Origin of the sequence: Kamptonema formosum PCC 10802, from assembly GCF_000332335.1 — a bacterium.
Taxonomy (GTDB): Bacteria; Cyanobacteriota; Cyanobacteriia; order Cyanobacteriales; family Oscillatoriaceae; genus Oscillatoria.
Map to the genome: position 1 here is coordinate 1,066,818 of NZ_KB235948.1, position 16,174 is coordinate 1,082,991.

A 16,174-nucleotide genomic window follows, 5' to 3' on the forward strand; every position below is an offset into this window, starting at 1 on the left:
TAGGACAGGCGTCCCGCCTGTCCCTCCTCTGGGCGCACCTCCCTAAAATGGCCAGCTCATCAGAATCACTAAAAGACCGACGCCGACGACTATCGTCAGCACGTAGAACTGCGACTGACCGGTAACGTTATACTTCAAGCCTTCGCCGCCGAAAATAGCGCTCAGCCCTACTAGGTTAACTGCGCCATCGACCACATAGCGGTCAAACCAGGCGGTTATCCTGGAAAACCGATCCACGGCAAACACCACAGTCACGCGGTAAAGCCGGTCAATATAGAAGTCATACGCCAGCAAGTCTTGCAGGAATCGCAAGCGGGGCTGCACCGGCCTCGACCAAGTTCTCTCCAGAGAAATCGCTCCCCCTGCGACAGTGCCGGTGAGCCCAGATAAAATTAGCAGCACCACCGCCGCCAGATTTAGGTAACTCCAGTCTGGCAGCAGGGACAAGCGCAGCATGATCGCCGGCAGGAACAGGGTGACCAGGATCAGCGACACCATCGGCACCGCCATTGGCCAGGGAACCTCTGGGGCGCGGCGCGTTTTCGGCCCGGGCTTGCCCAAAAACACCAGGCGGAAGAGGCGGGTGAGATTCAAAGCGCTCAAGAAGTTGACCGCCAGCAGCACCGCCACCACCCAGGGATGGCTGAACCAAAACACGTCAATCCCTTCCCGGAAGGCCCAAAAGCCTCCCAGGGGCAGCAGTCCCACCAACCCAGCTGAACCGACCGCAAACGCCGTGGTGGTTGCCGGCATGCGCGACCAAAGCCCGCCCATTTCGGCAAGGTTTTGGTTGTTGGTTGTGGCGATTACCCCTCCGGCGCTCATAAACAGCAGCGCTTTGGCCCATGCGTGGGTGAACAGCACAAGCAGGGCGAAATTCGTCCACTGCATGCCCACGGCGATAAATACCAGTCCCAAGTAAGCGCTTGTGGAGTGGGACAGCGCTCGCTTGATGTCGATTTGGGCGATGGCGACTAAGGAAGCGCCAATTGCCGTGACTGTTCCGATGGCGATCAGGGCGGTTTGCGCCACCGGCGAGAGCACCAAAACCGGCTGGAGTTTAATCAGGATGTAAGCGCCGCAACCCACCACCACCGAGTTTCGCAAAATCGAGGCAGGGTTTGGGCCTTCCATTGCTTCATCCAGCCAGATGTGCAGCGGGAACTGGGCGCACTTGCCGGTGGGGCCGGCAATCAGGGCCAACCCCAGCAGCGTCGCTGCTGCGGGAGAGAGAGAGGCTGTTTCCGCCCAGTCATAGAGGTCGTTAAAATTCAAGCTGCCGGCAATGCAGGCTAGCGCCACAACGCCCATCAGCAGCAGTACGTCTCCCACCCGCTTGGTTAAGAAAGCGTCTCGCGCTGCGGTCACCACCAGGGGCTGGGCGTACCAGAACCCCACCAGCAAATAGGTGGAAAGGGTGAGCATCTCCAGAAGGGCGTAGCTGAGAAATAAGGAGTTGCTCACCGCCAGCCCGCTCATCGCCCCCTCAAAAAATCCCATCAGGGCAAAGAAGCGGGCTAGGGCCCAGTCTTTCTCCATATATCCCAGGGCGAAGAGTTGCGCCAGCAGACTTAAGCCGGTCACCAGTTCCATTGCTCCCACACTCACCGAGGAGATGTCCAGCGCTAGGGATAAGTCTAAATCTGCTACGCGAAGCCAGTGGATTATTAATTCTTGCGCCTCTTGGTTCCAGGTCTGCCGGAACACCAGCCCGCCGTGGGCGAAGGCTACGACGGTCATCAGCAGGTTGAAGTACGCCGCCGGTCTCGGTCCTGTCCTGCGGATCGCCCCCACTGACCACGGCAGGGTCAAGATGGCACCGATTAAGCCATAGAAAGGTATCCACCAACTGGTTTGGAGGAGAAACTGATTCATCAAAGCCCAACCCCTTGCGATTGCGAACTATACAAAATGATCAATCTGTCCCTGAAGGTATTTCAGGGTTCCGGCGCTGCTGTGTCAACGTTAGATGAATATTTTTTAACTTTTGTTCTGTTCAGTTTAACCTATGGCTTGCCATAAAGTAAAACTTGTCAGCTAAAAATAAACTCTATTGCTCCTCTAACTTTTACTTATATGTCTCAAGCGCGTTGAGTGTTTTTACTTAGGTATCTGCCCAGCCGCCCCCACATTTGGGCTGCCGGCAGCCCCCGGAGGCCCCCCGGAGGCCCACCTGAGGGGGCCGGATTCGAGGTCACTCCCTAAATTTAGTAATATCCGAAAGAATGGCTTTTACAAAATCCGTCTTCAGACAGGTTTTGTCTATATGCTTTCTTCCGGAAGTAATAAATTTCGAGAGGTGAGCCACCGGCATAGCTTGGACATCGGCGATCGGTGCCCTCTGGCCCGCCGCCCGGGGCCATGCCCCATGTCCGATTCCCTCCGGTCCGAACCGGCAATCTTGCCGGTATTAAAAGTCTAGTTTTAGTAAAAGTAATAAAGAAATTATAAAACAGCCGCCGCCCCGCCAGAAACCAGCCCGCTGTGCTCCTGGCACCCGGCGCTGGGCCCGACTGTTAAATTTTGTTAATTTTTGCAATCAAGTTTTATGATAAGGATTTATATTGTCAAGGAAGCCACTCTTCCCTATTCTTGAATTTGGGAATGCTAAGCGTTTTTCTCCGTAGGGGAAAATAGGGCATTTCCGTCAAAAGTTTCCGGGGTCAAGCTGGGCGAGGCCCAGTGAATTACGCTCATCCTACAGGAGATCCAAGATGTCAATCGCAGTTGGAATGGTTGAAACGAAAGGCTTTCCGGCTGTCGTGGAAGCTGCAGATGCGATGGTCAAAGCCGCCCGCGTCACCCTGGTGGGGTACGAAAAAATCGGCAGCGGTCGCTGTACCGTCATTGTCCGGGGGGATGTGTCGGAGGTGCAAGCCTCTGTCGCAGCGGGGATTGAATCCGCCAGGCGGGTGAATGGCGGTGAGGTGCTGTCCACCCACATCATTGCCCGCCCCCACGAGAACTTGGAGTACGTTCTACCGATTCGTTACACCGAAGCAGTTGAACAGTTCCGAAGCTACTAGGGCCACCGGTCGCCAGCAAGCGTGGCCTCGGTCTTCACTGCCCTTGCCCGCAGGGGGCGTCCAAAAACACCAGCAGCCGCAGGCGGCGCGCCCGGTGTGGGGGGCCACCGGCATCCCTACGGCCCCCCGACCGGGCGGCTGCCGGCGCGGCGAGCGTGATTTTTGGACAAATCGTTTGAGCTAAACATGTTTTAGGAGCACAGCAGATGTCAATTGCCGTAGGAATGGTAGAAACTTTGGGCTTTCCGGCTGTCGTGGAAGCTGCAGATGCGATGGTGAAAGCCGCCCGCGTCACCCTCGTGGGCTATGAAAAAATCGGCAGCGGTCGCGTCACCGTGATTATCCGGGGGGATGTGTCCGAAGTGCAGGCTTCCGTCGCCGCCGCCATCGATAACGTCAAGCGAGTCAACGGCGGGCAAGTCCTGTCCACCCACATCATCGCTCGCCCACACGAAAACCTGGAGTACGTCCTGCCGATTCGTTACACCGAAGCCGTCGAGCAGTTCCGCGAAGCGACAGGCGACATTCGCTCGCTCCGCAGACCGTAAAAACCGATGCAAATTGCCAAAGTCAAGGGCACGGTCGTCAGCACCCAAAAGGAACCCAGTCTCAGAGGCTGCAAATTTCTGCTGCTGCAATTGCTAGATGAGGAAGGACGCCAGCTTCCAGAGTACGAGGTGGCCGGGGATACGGTCGGTGCCGGTGTCGATGAGTGGGTTCTCGTCAGCCGTGGCAGCGCCGCCCGCCAGATTCCCGGCAGCGAACACCGTCCCCTCGACGCTTTGGTGGTGGCGATTATCGACACGGTGACCGTGGAAAATCGCCTGCTTTACAGCAAGAAAGACCAATATCGTTAACCAGTCAGCTCTCAGCCAACCGCAGGCAACACACGGCGGGCTGATGGCTGGCACAAGCGAGTGCTTATTAAGAAAGGAGAAACTTAGATATGGCAGTCCGCAGCCTAGCGGCACCCCCAACGCCGTGGTCGAGAAATTTGGCTGAGCCAAAAATTCACGAGACAGCCTACGTGCATTCTTTTTCTAACATCATTGGGGATGTGCGCATCGGGGCCAATGTCCTGATCGCTCCAGGTACGTCAATCCGGGCTGATGAGGGCACTCCTTTCTACATTGGTGACAGCACCAATGTCCAAGATGGGGTGGTGATTCACGGTCTGGAAGCCGGTCGGGTGATTGGAGATGACCAAGATCGCTACTCGGTGTGGATTGGCAAAAACAGCTCCATCGCCCACATGGCCTTGATTCACGGGCCGGCCTACGTTGGGGATGACTGCTTTATCGGCTTTCGCTCCACAGTGTTTAACGCCCGCGTCGGCAAAGGCTGCATCGTGATGATGCACGTCCTGATCCAAGACGTTGAGATCCCCGCCGGCAAATATATTCCTTCCGGAGCGGTGATCACCAACCAGCAGCAAGCCGACCGGCTGCCAGACGTTCAGGAATCAGACCTGAAATTTTCCCGCCACGTCGTGGGCATTAATGAGGCTCTCCGCGCCGGCTACCAGTGCGCTCAGGACGTGGCCTGCATCGCGCCGGTGCGGGACGAACTCGGGAAAGGCACCAGCTCCAATGGCCACAGCGCCGGTGCGGCGGCTTCTTCGACGCTCAGCAGCGAAACCGTCGATCAGGTGCGCCAGCTTCTGGCTCAAGGGTACAAGGTGGGCGCGGAACACGCCGACGAGCGCCGGTTCCAAACCAGTTCTTGGAAAACTTGCGGGGCGATTAAGGCCAAGCAGGAAGCCGGCGTGGTGGCTGAGCTGGAAGCTTTTGTGGCAGCATTCAGCGGCGAATATGTGCGCCTGATCGGCATTGACTCGAAAGCCAAGCGCCGGGTGCTGGAAACCATTATCCAGCGCCCCAATGGCCGCACTAATCCGCCGGCGAAGTCGGCACCGGCACCCGCCGCCACCAGCAGCGCACCCGCTGCGGCAGCTTCCGGCAGCTTGAGCGCCGAAACCGTCGAACAAGTGCGCCAGTTGCTGGCTCAAGGGTACAAGATCGGCACCGAACACGCTGACGAGCGCCGCTTCCAAACTTCTTCTTGGAAGAGTTGCGCTCCGATTCAGTCCAAGGATCAGTCTGCAGTCGTGGCTGAACTGTCAGCTTGTCTGGTAGAACACGGCGGCGAATACGTGCGCCTGATTGGCATTGACCCGAAAGCCAAGCGCCGGGTGCTGGAATCGATTATCCAGCGTCCGGGGGACAAGGCCCCCAAGGCGTCGGGCTCCGCACCGGCAGCAGCCCCTGCTGCGGCACCCGCTTCTAGCAGCCCCTCTGCCAGCAACGGCTTGAGTGGCCCAGTGCAGGACCAAGTGCGCCAGCTGCTGGCTCAAGGGTACAGGATCGGCACCGAACACGCCGACGAGCGCCGCTTCCAAACTTCTTCTTGGAAGAGTTGCACTCCCATTGACTCCAAGAATGAGTCGGAAGTAATGGCGGCTCTAGCCGGCTGCGTCGCTGAACACAGCGGTGAATATGTGCGCCTGATTGGCATTGACCCGAAAGCCAAGCGCCGGGTGCTGGAAACCATTATCCAGCGGCCCAAAGCTCTGGCCAGTCGCTAACGGCCAATGTAGAGACCGTACATGTACGGTCTCCACACAGCGGCCAGCAGCCAGCGGTCAGGAGTGACAAATAGCACAACTGCGCTATATTGTCAAAGTCTAGCGCCGCATGCCGGCGCTCTCCCGACAGCTGGCAGCTGGCAGCTGACTTAGAACAAAAAAGAGGTTCCCATTCCCATGCATTTGCCGCTACTGCGACCGATTAGCACAGCTAGCTATTTCGTAAGTGGCGATGTGGTCATTGATGAGTGTGCGGCGATCGGGCCGGGCGCAATCCTGCAGGCAGATGCCGGCAGTCGGATTGTCATCGCTGCCGGTGTCTGTATTGGCATGGGGGCAATTCTCCACGCTCACCAGGGAAGTATAGAAGTGGAGGCCGGTGCCAACCTCGGCGCGGGCGTCCTGATCGTGGGCACCGGCAAGATTGGAGCCAACGCTTGCGTGGGCGCTGCAACGACGGTATTCAACAGCTCGATCCAGCCAACCTCTGTGGTGCCGGCGGCATCGATTATCGGAGATACCAGCCGTCAAGTCGCTCTGACGCCAGAACAGGTGGACGTGGGCCGAAACGGCTCAGCACCTCCCGTTGAGGACGTGGCAGAAAACAGCCCGGACAGCGCCGCAACCGGCCCGCCGGCAGCAGAGCCCGCCCCAGCACCGCCAGAGCCTCAATCCCCCGTGTCCCCACCCCCAGCGTACAGCCAGCGTCACCTGAACCGGCTGATGATGACCCTTTTCCCTAACGGTCAGTCCTTAAACCGCAACTCGTTTCAGGGGCCTCCTGCTGGAGGCATCTGAAAGTAACACATCTAAATTTCATAAATAGAGGAATAAGGGAGGGGAGAGAAAGAATTGGGGAGAAAGAATTATGAATGGAAAGGAAAACTTAAAAGTTCAAAAGTCTCAACTCTCCCAATCTCCCCCTCTCAAGCACGCGAGCGTCGGGTTTGACAGGCGGTGGTTAAGCCAAGGCGGAAAAACTTAATAAAAACAGTCAAAGCGCAGGAGAGAGCGGCCAGCACGGGCAGCCGGCAGGCGGAGCGGAGAAGCAAATGTAGAGACAGCGGCCTGACCTTGCCTCTACAAAAGACAGAGGTTGCAGAAAAGTTGTGAGATTTATTCTTTTGTTTAATTGAAGTCTACAACATGATGGAATTACAAAGGCAACGGCGAGTCTCCCTGGAAGAATCGAGGCAACTAGACCCCCTGCGGGAAACAGCCCTGGGGTTAGTCTCGACCCGGAGTTTTCCAGCTATCGTGGGCACTGCAGATATGATGCTGAAATCCGCAAAGGTGACCCTGGTCGGGTACGAAAAAATTGGCAGCGGGTACTGCACGGCGATTGTGCGGGGCAGAATTGCAGATGTCCGCCTGGCGGTGGAAGCGGGGGCGGACACCGCCGCCCAGTTTGGCCAATTAATCTCCAAGTTGGTGATCGCCCGACCCATGCCCAACCTGGAAGCCGTGTTCCCGATTGGCAGCCGCTTGACGGACTTGGTACAGGGAAACAGTTACAGCCGGTTGAGCAATCAAGCTGTGGGGTTGCTGGAAACCAGGGGCTTTCCGGCAATGGTGGGAGCGTGTGACGCTATGCTCAAGTCCGCTGAGGTGCACCTGGCGTCCTATGAAACGATTGGCGACGGGCTGTGCACGGCTATTATCCGGGGGCGCGTGGCGGATGTGGCGGTGGCGGTGGAAGCCGGCATGTACGAAGCTGAGCGGATTGGGGAATTCAGCACCCTGATGGTGATTCCCAGACCTCTGGATGACTTGGAGAAAACCCTGCCGGTGGCCAGCTGCTGGATCGAGGAGCAGAAACCCCTGCTGATGCCGGTCAGCGTTAGGGAGAAGCAACTGGAAACAGAACTGGTCAAACTACCGGATTTGCAGAAGCTGCCGGCAGTCAGGGAAACCGAAAAGGAATTGGTGGAACTGCCGGATTTGACCCAGTTGCCCAATCGCAGGGGGGAGTGAGAGAGAAGAAAAAGGCGCTGCTGCAGAGCTGGGATAGGAAGGCATTGGACAGTTCGCCGGCGGTCCCTACAGGAAACCGAGTTGCGGGCGAAACAGGAGGGGTAACTCCGCCAACACACCATCACCTCTCTGCGCAACGCCATCTGGAAGGGGAATTACGCTCATGAGATTTGTTTGATGATAGCTTGCCTATTTCATAAAGGGAAGTAAAGGTTACTGATTGTTATAATAGAGAAAAGTCTATGAAGGGGGGTTAGGAGTAGGTCACTTGCTACAGGCAACGCTCCATCAGTTAAAGGTATTTGAAGCGGCGGCGCGGCACGGCAGCTTTACCCGCGCCGCTGAAGAGCTGTTTCTGACTCAACCCACAGTCTCGATGCAGGTGAAGCAGCTGACGAAAGCAGTGGGCCTGCCCCTGTTCGAGCAGGTGGGCAAGCGGCTCTATCTCACGGATGCCGGTCGAGAGCTGCTGGCGACTTGTCACGAGATATTCGCTCGGCTGTCGGAGTTCGAGATGACGGTGGCGGATATGAAAGGGCTCAAGCAGGGCCAGCTGCGGCTGGCGGTGGTGACAACGGCCAAATATTTTGTGCCGCGCATCCTGGGCCCGTTCTGCCGGCGCTACCCGGGGATTGATGTCTCGCTGCAGGTTACTAACCACGAACAGATGCAGGAACGTCTCAGCTTCAATCGGGACGATCTCTATATTCTCAGCCAGCCACCGGCAGGGTCCGACCTCCACTGCCAGCCGTTTCTGGAAAACCCGCTGGAAGTGCTGGCGTGGTGCAATCACCCGCTGGTTGGGGAAAAGAATATTCCCTTGGAGCGGATTGCGGAGGAGCCTTTTATTATGCGGGAGCCTGGATCGGGAACGCGGGGAGCTGTGCAAAAGCTGTTCGAGGAACGGGGGCTCAAGCTCAAAGTGCGGCTGGAGTTGGGCAGCAATGAGGCGATTAAGCAAGCGATTGCCGGCGGTTTGGGAGTGTCTGTGTTATCTCGCCACGTCTTGGCGCTGGAAGGCAATACGGGTCAGGTGACTATCCTCGATGTGGAGGATTTTCCGATTCCAAGGCAGTGGTATGTTGTCTATCCCACCGGCAAGCAGCTGTCTGTGGTTGCTAGCACTTTTTTCGACTATTTGCTGGATGAGGGAAAGCGGGTGGCTGAGGAAACTGCGGCGATTAAGATTACGGGTTAGTCGGGACAGGCATGGGGCATGGGGCATGGGGCATGGGGCATGGGGCATGGGGCATGGGGCATGGGGCATGGGGCATAGGGAATAGGGCATAGGGCACCGCTCGTGGGACATTGGCAATTTCCCCGGCTCCCCCGGCTCCGTTGCTCCCCCGCTCAATTCGCAATGCCCAATGCCCACTGCCGGCTGCCCACTGCCGGCTGCCTTAGTTGGACACCTCGGACATCTCAATCACCCGCCCTTCGATATCTTTGACCAAAAAGTTCAGGGGCTTGTCTTGGCGAATTTTGTACTTGATGTTTTGCGTCTGCACCCGCATCAGCAGTTGATCGAGGCAGTCGCGATCGAAGCAGACATGGCGCTGCCGGTTTTTTTGCCCCGCGCTCGCCCCAGAGATAATGTGCAGCTGGGTGTTTTTCTGGAGCTGGTACCACAGCCCATCGGAGGTGTTGAGGTTGGTTTTGGGCGTTGCCACACCGGCTGACATGTAAAGCGGGTCAATGCCGGTGGCTCCCAGGGTTTGCTCGTAGTTGTAGTAGTAGTGCAGCGGCACTTCTGCCACCGGCAGGTCTAGCAGCCCTTCATAGAACTGTCGCGCTATCTCCAGATCGGACACCATGACGGTATAAACTTTGGGGGCGCTGGTGAGAAACATCCACATGGCCCCGGCGTAAGCCGCCAGCAGCATCACCATGATCCCCTGGGTGGAAAACAGGCTGTCCAGAGGCAGGGAGGGCAACAACGAGCTGAGGGTGGGAGGGAGACTAACTGTTAGAGGCATGAGCCAACAATAAGGGATGAACGACGCTATCTAGAATTTATCTGCGGACTGGCGGTCTGCTGTCTGGGACTGAGAGTGAGAAAGCAGGCTATTGTTAATTATTCTATCAAGGCCACATCAATCCCGCTGCCGGTGGCCCGGGGAACTGGGGTGCCGGTTTGAAATTTCACTCATCCTGTCCCCTCGATCCGTCTCCCCCCTCCCCACAGGCGAGCGGGCTGTGTCAGTTCGGGGTTTCACTAGATATATTAAATGAGGCTGGCAGCAGCAAGCGATTTGCCACCATATGCTGATCTATGCTATACTTTGCTCAAGACAGCCACCACGACCCGAAAACCAAAGGCGGGTGGTTGCTCTGAAAAGTCCAAAACAGCTATCTAAACCCGATTTCCACTCGGTAGGTGGCTGTGTCTAAATCGCCTTAAAGCCCGAAACCCAAAGGCAAATGGCCTTTAGACTTGATTGAGACAGCTTCTTTCTCAAAGGAAGTCACTTTGTCTGGAGTTTGGACGTTGTGCTCGCGGGTTCCCTGCGGGCATGGGTTGATACGCCTTGGCTGAAAGGTAGCCTCCTTTGCTTATGTATTTGTTATCAATTGACAGCAATTGATAGCAAAAATGTATCGGAAACAATCGCAGCAAGTGGTTGGACACTGTGGAACTGCCTACTTTTCCAGAATGCAACCATCCGATGGTCAAGTCGCTGTTTCATCACAGCGATCAGGAATTGCTGACGCTTTTTCAGCGCCATCCTGACCTGGGGAAGTTCTTTACAGCGATTTTCGCTCGCTACAGCCCGATTGTCTATACGCTGATTTCCCACTCGGCCAAATCGGTGGTTCAGGCTGACTATCTGTTTGCTCTCACCTGGCGGCACATCTTTCACGAACTGCGGGATTTGGACCTGCGCCAGGACTATGACACCGGCGGTAAGACGTCGGCTCTCAGCTTGCAGAACTGGCTGATCAATACGACGGCTCTGTGCATTAATTCGGTGGAATTGCCGCCGGTGGAGTCGATCCACTACTCGCTGCAAGCTGCGCCCCCTCCCCTGTGGTGCTATGTCCAGCAATCGCTGGACTTGCTTTTGCCCCTGCAGCGGGTGGCGATCGTGATGGCCCAGACGTTCCACTGGAGTGAAACGCGCATTGCGGCTTACCTTCAGGCGGAGGGAGAGAATCTCACACCGGCTGATGTGCCCAAACTCCTCGAAGAAGGCTATCGCCTGCTGGAAGCTCAGCTGCCGGCTGATATTCACGCCATTTATCTCGATGGCCAGACGAGTCCTGGCGCTGAGGGCTCAGCTGTTAATTAGGTGCGCCGGTGAAGAAATTTCCTTGACAAATAGAAAAGTGTATGGTATAATGCCGCAACGGTTTGTAGGGCTGGCGGTGGGGCTGGCGGTGGGGCTGCGGCGATTGACGGTTTGGTGGCGTCTAGCAGCTCTCTGGGACGGTATTCCCGCGCTTTTCAATTGCTGGAGGAGCGGTTTAAATTGGCCACGGAGCCGGAAAGCCGGCGTCAGGAACTGGTGACGCTGCGGTCTTTTGCCAGACTCTACCGGCAAGTGGGAGACTGCCCGAAAGCCCGCAGTTTTTACCGGCAAGCGGTGAGGGAGGCTGGCGCTGTGGAGGATGGGATTAGAATAGAGAAACCGGCTTTCTTTAAGAAAGCCGGTTTCTGAAGCATATTATTTGAACCCCGGCAAAGAAACCCCCCTACTTTTTAAAGTAGAGGGGGTGAGGGAGTTTAATCCAGCCAGAGAAATTCAAAGCCAGTCTATGTTATGAGCGCTTTTTCCTGAGTTACGGAGCTGCTGGGGTCTCAGGCGCTGGGGTTTGATCGAGCGCTGAAGATGCTGCATCGGATTTTGCCACAGGAGAAGCGGCAGTAACCGGAAGCACGCCTTGGGGATGGCAAATTGGGGTATTGGCAAATACCTCCAGGTCTAGAATGATAGGGACATATAACTTGATAGGAACCTTGTATGTGCAAACTTGGTTGCAGTCGCAATCGCCGGGTTTCTTGTTAGTGTCAGGCATCGTTTTTTCCTCAAATTTAGCGTGTCCTTTTGGGGGACACTTTCAGTTTGCCTCTGCAACTACAGGTCAGTCAACCGAAGTTTAGGAACTTAAGAAAGAAGTTAAGCATTAATCTCGCTCTGTCTCTAAAACAAAGCAGTAGACTAGGTTTTAGCTGATTTAAAATTTTGCTGGAGCGCGGGAGGGTCGCTCTTGAACTGTGAAAAAAAACCTTTATCTTCGGAAACGCTCTCAGCCTTTACATTTATTAAAAAAATCTGCCAGCTGGCCGTCTGAAAATCTACCCTTGGGGGGATGTGAGCTGTAAGTCACATCCATTAGGAATAGAGTAAAGCAGTTACGATGGGGAAATTCGGGTCAGTTTTTTGGCCTGAACAGCCGGAACCCCTCGGAAAAGTGCATCTCACCTTTGAAAATCTTTGTGGGGCAAGCGAAACAGAGCGCACAGCAGCGGAAGCTCGTCTCGCCTTGCCCCTTTCCATAAGCCTATTGACATTCCTGAGATGCTCTCTATGAATTCAAAAAAACAGAGACGCCGGCGCGGTGTCATCCTCACGCCACAAGGATTGCAAAAACTCAAAGCGGCAGAATCCCAGGCGGAACTGAGGGAAAACAAAGGCAAGCGCTACACCCTGGAAGCCTTGAGCGAGCGCACCGGCTTAAATCCAGATACGCTGATGAAGGTATTCGCTTGCCAAGTTGGGGTGGATAAACAAACCCTGAATTGTTGCTTCAAAGCGTTTAACCTGCGGCTGGAGCCAAGAGATTATTCCCGCCCCGATCCTCAGGTTGAGAAGCGAGAGGGTGCGGGGGTTCAGGTGCGCCGAGATTGGAGCGAAGCGCCTGATGTTTCTGTTTTCTACGGGCGCAGTGAAGAACTGGCGACGCTCCAGCGCTGGATTGTGGGAGAGCGCTGCCGGCTGGTGGCGCTGTCGGGGATGGGCGGAACCGGCAAAACCTGTCTGTTGGTGCGCACCGCTGAGCAAATTGAAAATGGGTTCGAGTTCGCAATCTGGCGAAGTCTGCGCCACGCACCGCCGGTCAGGGATATTCTAGCAGAGTTGCTGAGATTCCTCTCCAATGAGTGCCCCCCCACCCCCCCCAAGGCATGGGGCGGTGAGGGGCGAGAAACTGCAGAGGCTATGATTTCGCAACTGATTCGCTATTTGCGCGAACACCGGTGTCTGCTGGTATTAGATGATGTTGAGGCAATTCTCGGCGGGGGCGCTGCGGAAAAGGAAAGGCGCAGCCTAGGAAACTATCGCTCTGGCTGTGAGGGGTATGGGGAACTGTTTCGGCGGCTGGGAGAAACGCCCCATCAAAGCTGCTTGCTGCTGGCAAGTCGGGAAAAGCCCAAAGAAATTAGACTGCGGGAAGGAGAGACATTACCTGTGCGCTCGCTGAAACTGACGGGGTTGCCGGCGGCAGAAGCTGAGAATATCTTGAGAGGGAACGGGTGCTTCTGGGGCTCGCCCGACGAGAGCAGCCAGCTGATTGAGTTCTATGCCGGCAGCCCACTGGCTTTGAAAATCGTCTCCCAGACGGTGTACAGGTTATTTGAGGGGAGTCTCTCGGAATTTATCAAACATAATATAACTGTTTTTGGCGATATCTGCACTCTTTTAGATCAGCATTTCGTTCATCTGTCAGAGGCGGAAAAGGAGATTCTTAAGTGGCTGGCGATTCATCGCGAACCGGTTTCATTTTCAGAACTGCTTCAAAACATGTTGCCGGCGCTCTCGCCGCAAAAACTGCTAGAGGATTTGGAATCCCTGCAGGACCGGTCCCTGATTGAGAAAAATGCCGCTCTTTTCTCCCTGCAGCCCGTGGTTGTGGAATATGTGACTGACCAGTTAATCTCGGAAAGGACCGCTGCAGGCGTTCGCCTGCAGCCTGTAGCAGCGTAGCGCGTGGCTGGGGTGCCTTGATAGCGCACCCCACACCGGCACCCAGCTCACCTCCCACAGGTGCTCGCCGGCTCTCCGGCAATTCTACCCAGGCGCTGGGCGCAGGGGCGAGTTGCCGCGAAATGGGGCCACAGCAAGCGAGCGCAGGAACAGACGCCGCCGCTCAAACGTCGCGTTCGTTGAATGCCAGCTGCTCTCGCGCGTCGCCCCTGTCTCGCATGAGGTGTGGGCGGTTCCGGCGGTGCCGGTGCGGAGGGCGCAGCACCGGCAGCCGATCGCAGGCGTGGGAAGCGCAATCGCCTCTTGATTTACTGTCACCCTGTTGTTTAACATAGGAAACGTGTCACATCAGGAAGCTCGCTCAGTAGAATCTCGGACAAGGGATTAAGAAATGTAAACTCTCACGGGAAGAAAAAATCTCTCAAAGAAGAACTGCCTAAAAGTTGAAGTGGTTGTGCTATGAAGTGGGCCGGAAAATTTTGGTGTTTGGGAGCATTCGTCGGGTTAGCAACTTTAGGAATAGGAGTTTATCATGTGGTAGTGAATAGTTTTGACATCGGATATTCATCGCAGATTCTCGCACAGATGGGGAAGGAGAAAGTCCCCAAAAACCTTTCTGAAAAAGCCTGGGGCGAGGTGGGTGCGGTAGCGTACAGAGGGGCCTCCCAATTCATGGGGAAAAATAACGGCTGGGGGCGAGGCTTAGATGACCTTCAGAAGCGATATTTGCGGCCTCACTTTGGGGATTTAGTAGACCGGGTTGAGGTGGTCTACGGCGCTACCTTAATGGATGAGTGGGTGGCGGCTAGTTTAAGAATAGATGTTGGCAAGTCGAACGCGCAAGTTTACGGACATAAAATTTATGTTACCGCCCCCTATAAACCGGGTGATGTTAAGCAGCTTATCCTGCTATCTCACGAGCTTGTACACGTTCAGCAGTATGAAGAATTAGGGGGGATAGATAAGTTTGGCTACCAGTATTTCAAGGAATACAAGCGTGCCGGTCAAAACTACCGGCGCAATAAAATGGAGCGGGATGCTTTTGTGTTTGAGGCAAAATTTGCCAGGTGGCTCTCAGAGGAACTCGCTAAATATCCCGAAGAGGAGGTAAAAGTTAAAAATTAAGAGTTTTTGCAGGGGCTCGGAGGCGGAGCCCCCTCATTTTCGTTTTCAGGCGGAGCCTGGGAACGAGATAACGAGTTTAATTCGTGTTAAACACCGGCAGGGTGACTGTAACCGTTGTGCCGCGCTTCAGCTGGCTTTCAATTTTAATCTGCCCGTGGTGATTTTCTACAATTGTCCGGGCAATCGCCAGCCCCAATCCGGAGCCGGCTGTCGCCCCGTGAGTGCGAGCGGGATCGGCGCGATAAAAACGGTCGAATAGGTGAGGTATGGCGTCTTCGGGAATGCCGGTGCCGGTGTCAGTCACTTTGACTTGCAGGTGGCTGCCGGTGCGCTGCAATTCCAGCCGCACTTCACCGCCAGTTGGGGTGTGCTGCACGGCATTGGAAACCAGGTTGGTCAACAGGCGCGCCAGCTGGTCCCAGTCTCCCTGAAGTAGGAACAGATTCTCTGCAGAGGCGTCGGGGAAAAGGGAAAGGGGCGGCTCAATCAAGTCTGCGCAGAGGGTGATGCCTTTCTCACCGGCAACCGCCTGCTGCTCTTCCATGACTTCCATCAGCAGGGCGTCTAGGGGAATCTCAACCCACTGGCTTTTTACTGCGCCGCTATCCTGTCGGGCGAGAAAGAGCAAATCGTCCACCAAACGCCCCAACCGGCGCGTCAGTCTCTCCACAACTTGCAGCTGCTGCCGGTGCTGCGCCGGGTCTAAATCTGGGTCAGACAGAGACGCCTGTACGTTGGTTTGAATCATGGCAATCGGATTTCTAAGTTCGTGGGAGGCGTCCGCTGTAAACTGTTTCAGCCGCTGGTAAGATTCGCGCACCGGCTTGATGGCTAGTCCGGAAAGAAACCAGCCGCTAGCGGCAACAGAAACGAGCATTAAACTGATGCCTAAGATCAAATCTAGTGTCAGCTGGCGGATGGGTTTGGTGACTTCAAACCAGGGATGGCTGACTCGCAAATATCCCAGCACCTGCCGCCCGATTTCCACCCGCTCTGTCACCTGTCGCAGCAACTGCCCGGAGGGCAGCTGCACTGTGGAGCCGGTGCGCTTGGGGTGCAGGGGAATGTCGAGCGGTTCGCGCAGGGTAGACCTCAGCAACAAGCCGGTGGGGCTAAACCATTCTAAGTCAATGCGATCGTCTTCTAAGTTCTGCGCGTTGTCGCGAAAGCTGGCTTCTACGTTAATTCGGTATTGGTTCCCACCTGCCGGTGATGCCTGCACCGGCTCGATGACGAGCGAGCGCTCTACCACTTCCACCACATGGTTGAGGGTGTCGTCGATCCGCTCTATCAAGGTGCTGCGCACATAGCAATAGACACCCGTGGCAAACAGCAGCAGCAGGATCGCTGTTACCGCTGTGTACCAGATCGCTAAACGCCGGCGAGTCTCTTGGAACATAACATTAGCTTTTACCTTTTTCTTTTACTCTTTGATATTTATAGCCTCTCTCATATTAGTGAGGTACTGAGGAACCCGGTTTTTTTAAGAAACCGGGGTTTCTGGCCATAAAATTCAATAAACCCCCCTGCGATCCTGCAGC

The 16,174-nt window shown here is 55.7% G+C and carries 15 protein-coding genes; 11 read left to right on the forward strand and 4 right to left on the reverse strand.

Annotated elements, in window-relative coordinates; translation table 11 throughout:
• Positions 1–42: 42 nt before the first annotated feature.
• Positions 43–1,875: an NAD(P)H-quinone oxidoreductase subunit F gene (locus OSC10802_RS0104565; RefSeq protein ID WP_017715605.1), complete on the reverse strand. Its 1,833-nt coding sequence runs from the start codon at positions 1,873–1,875 to the stop codon at positions 43–45.
• Positions 1,876–2,714: 839 nt separating this feature from the next.
• On the opposite strand from OSC10802_RS0104565, the gene OSC10802_RS0104575 reads away from it, so the two are divergent.
• The 7 genes from OSC10802_RS0104575 to OSC10802_RS0104605 all read left to right on the forward strand — a co-directional run bounded on the left by OSC10802_RS0104575 (position 2,715) and on the right by OSC10802_RS0104605 (position 8,782).
• Positions 2,715–3,026: a carbon dioxide-concentrating mechanism protein CcmK gene (locus OSC10802_RS0104575; protein ID WP_017715607.1), complete on the forward strand. Its 312-nt coding sequence runs from the start codon at positions 2,715–2,717 to the stop codon at positions 3,024–3,026.
• Positions 3,027–3,232: 206 nt separating this feature from the next.
• Positions 3,233–3,574: a carbon dioxide-concentrating mechanism protein CcmK gene (locus OSC10802_RS0104580; protein WP_017715608.1), complete on the forward strand. Its 342-nt coding sequence runs from the start codon at positions 3,233–3,235 to the stop codon at positions 3,572–3,574.
• Positions 3,575–3,580: 6 nt separating this feature from the next.
• A complete protein-coding gene (gene ccmL / locus OSC10802_RS0104585) occupies positions 3,581–3,883 on the forward strand; it encodes a beta-carboxysome shell vertex protein CcmL (RefSeq protein ID WP_017715609.1) in 303 nt (100 codons plus the stop codon).
• An 89-nt stretch (positions 3,884–3,972) separates the two neighbouring features.
• A complete protein-coding gene (ccmM, locus tag OSC10802_RS0104590; protein ID WP_017715610.1) occupies positions 3,973–5,610 on the forward strand; it encodes a beta-carboxysome scaffolding protein CcmM in 1,638 nt (545 codons plus the stop codon).
• Between the two features lie 177 nt (positions 5,611–5,787).
• On the forward strand, positions 5,788–6,408 hold the full coding sequence (ccmN, locus tag OSC10802_RS0104595; RefSeq protein WP_017715611.1) for a beta-carboxysome scaffolding protein CcmN: 621 nt from the start codon (positions 5,788–5,790) through the stop codon (positions 6,406–6,408).
• A 351-nt stretch (positions 6,409–6,759) separates the two neighbouring features.
• The gene (gene ccmO / locus OSC10802_RS0104600) at positions 6,760–7,584 is read left to right on the forward strand and encodes a beta-carboxysome assembly protein CcmO (protein ID WP_017715612.1); all 825 of its coding nucleotides are present in this window, start codon (positions 6,760–6,762) and stop codon (positions 7,582–7,584) included.
• A 268-nt stretch (positions 7,585–7,852) separates the two neighbouring features.
• On the forward strand, positions 7,853–8,782 hold the full coding sequence (locus tag OSC10802_RS0104605) for a LysR family transcriptional regulator (protein ID WP_017715613.1): 930 nt from the start codon (positions 7,853–7,855) through the stop codon (positions 8,780–8,782).
• A gap of 202 nt (positions 8,783–8,984) precedes the next feature.
• Here OSC10802_RS0104605 and OSC10802_RS0104610 read toward each other — a convergent pair whose 3' ends face one another.
• Complete coding sequence (locus OSC10802_RS0104610; protein ID WP_017715614.1) at positions 8,985–9,560, reverse strand: VOC family protein; 576 nt, start codon at positions 9,558–9,560, stop codon at positions 8,985–8,987.
• 690 nt (positions 9,561–10,250) lie between these two features.
• On the opposite strand from OSC10802_RS0104610, the gene OSC10802_RS0104615 reads away from it, so the two are divergent.
• The 3 genes from OSC10802_RS0104615 (at position 10,251) to OSC10802_RS0104630 (ending at position 13,508) form a co-directional block, all read left to right on the forward strand.
• On the forward strand, positions 10,251–10,874 hold the full coding sequence (locus OSC10802_RS0104615) for a sigma-70 family RNA polymerase sigma factor (RefSeq protein ID WP_369797110.1): 624 nt from the start codon (positions 10,251–10,253) through the stop codon (positions 10,872–10,874).
• 111 nt (positions 10,875–10,985) lie between these two features.
• Complete coding sequence (locus OSC10802_RS0104620) at positions 10,986–11,243, forward strand: tetratricopeptide repeat protein (RefSeq protein WP_198525060.1); 258 nt, start codon at positions 10,986–10,988, stop codon at positions 11,241–11,243.
• Positions 11,244–12,113: 870 nt separating this feature from the next.
• On the forward strand, positions 12,114–13,508 hold the full coding sequence (locus OSC10802_RS0104630; protein ID WP_017715618.1) for an AAA family ATPase: 1,395 nt from the start codon (positions 12,114–12,116) through the stop codon (positions 13,506–13,508).
• Between the two features lie 84 nt (positions 13,509–13,592).
• On the opposite strand, the gene OSC10802_RS48845 is transcribed toward OSC10802_RS0104630, so the two are convergent.
• Complete coding sequence (locus tag OSC10802_RS48845) at positions 13,593–13,841, reverse strand: hypothetical protein (protein ID WP_155967382.1); 249 nt, start codon at positions 13,839–13,841, stop codon at positions 13,593–13,595.
• Positions 13,842–14,042: 201 nt separating this feature from the next.
• On the opposite strand from OSC10802_RS48845, the gene OSC10802_RS0104635 reads away from it, so the two are divergent.
• Positions 14,043–14,633, forward strand: coding sequence for a DUF4157 domain-containing protein (locus OSC10802_RS0104635; protein WP_232731624.1), 591 nt, complete (start codon positions 14,043–14,045; stop codon positions 14,631–14,633).
• Between the two features lie 76 nt (positions 14,634–14,709).
• Here the strand turns inward: OSC10802_RS0104635 and OSC10802_RS0104640 are convergent, their stop codons facing one another.
• On the reverse strand, positions 14,710–16,032 hold the full coding sequence (locus OSC10802_RS0104640) for a sensor histidine kinase (protein WP_017715620.1): 1,323 nt from the start codon (positions 16,030–16,032) through the stop codon (positions 14,710–14,712).
• Between the last annotated feature and the right edge of the window lie 142 nt (positions 16,033–16,174).

What these genes read in the sequence shown, in the direction of transcription:
- OSC10802_RS0104580 (WP_017715608.1), top strand. Translation starts at nt 3,233, where the DNA reads ATGTCAATTGCCGTAGGAATGGTAGAAACTTTGGGCTTTCCGGCTGTC.
- OSC10802_RS0104565 (WP_017715605.1), bottom strand. Translation starts at nt 1,875, where the DNA reads ATGAATCAGTTTCTCCTCCAAACCAGTTGGTGGATACCTTTCTATGGC.
- ccmL (WP_017715609.1), top strand. Translation starts at nt 3,581, where the DNA reads ATGCAAATTGCCAAAGTCAAGGGCACGGTCGTCAGCACCCAAAAGGAA.
- OSC10802_RS0104640 (WP_017715620.1), bottom strand. Translation starts at nt 16,032, where the DNA reads ATGTTCCAAGAGACTCGCCGGCGTTTAGCGATCTGGTACACAGCGGTA.
- OSC10802_RS0104630 (WP_017715618.1), top strand. Translation starts at nt 12,114, where the DNA reads ATGAATTCAAAAAAACAGAGACGCCGGCGCGGTGTCATCCTCACGCCA.
- ccmM (WP_017715610.1), top strand. Translation starts at nt 3,973, where the DNA reads ATGGCAGTCCGCAGCCTAGCGGCACCCCCAACGCCGTGGTCGAGAAAT.
- ccmN (WP_017715611.1), top strand. Translation starts at nt 5,788, where the DNA reads ATGCATTTGCCGCTACTGCGACCGATTAGCACAGCTAGCTATTTCGTA.
- OSC10802_RS0104575 (WP_017715607.1), top strand. Translation starts at nt 2,715, where the DNA reads ATGTCAATCGCAGTTGGAATGGTTGAAACGAAAGGCTTTCCGGCTGTC.
- OSC10802_RS0104610 (WP_017715614.1), bottom strand. Translation starts at nt 9,560, where the DNA reads ATGCCTCTAACAGTTAGTCTCCCTCCCACCCTCAGCTCGTTGTTGCCC.
- OSC10802_RS48845 (WP_155967382.1), bottom strand. Translation starts at nt 13,841, where the DNA reads ATGTTAAACAACAGGGTGACAGTAAATCAAGAGGCGATTGCGCTTCCC.
- ccmO (WP_017715612.1), top strand. Translation starts at nt 6,760, where the DNA reads ATGGAATTACAAAGGCAACGGCGAGTCTCCCTGGAAGAATCGAGGCAA.
- OSC10802_RS0104615 (WP_369797110.1), top strand. Translation starts at nt 10,251, where the DNA reads ATGGTCAAGTCGCTGTTTCATCACAGCGATCAGGAATTGCTGACGCTT.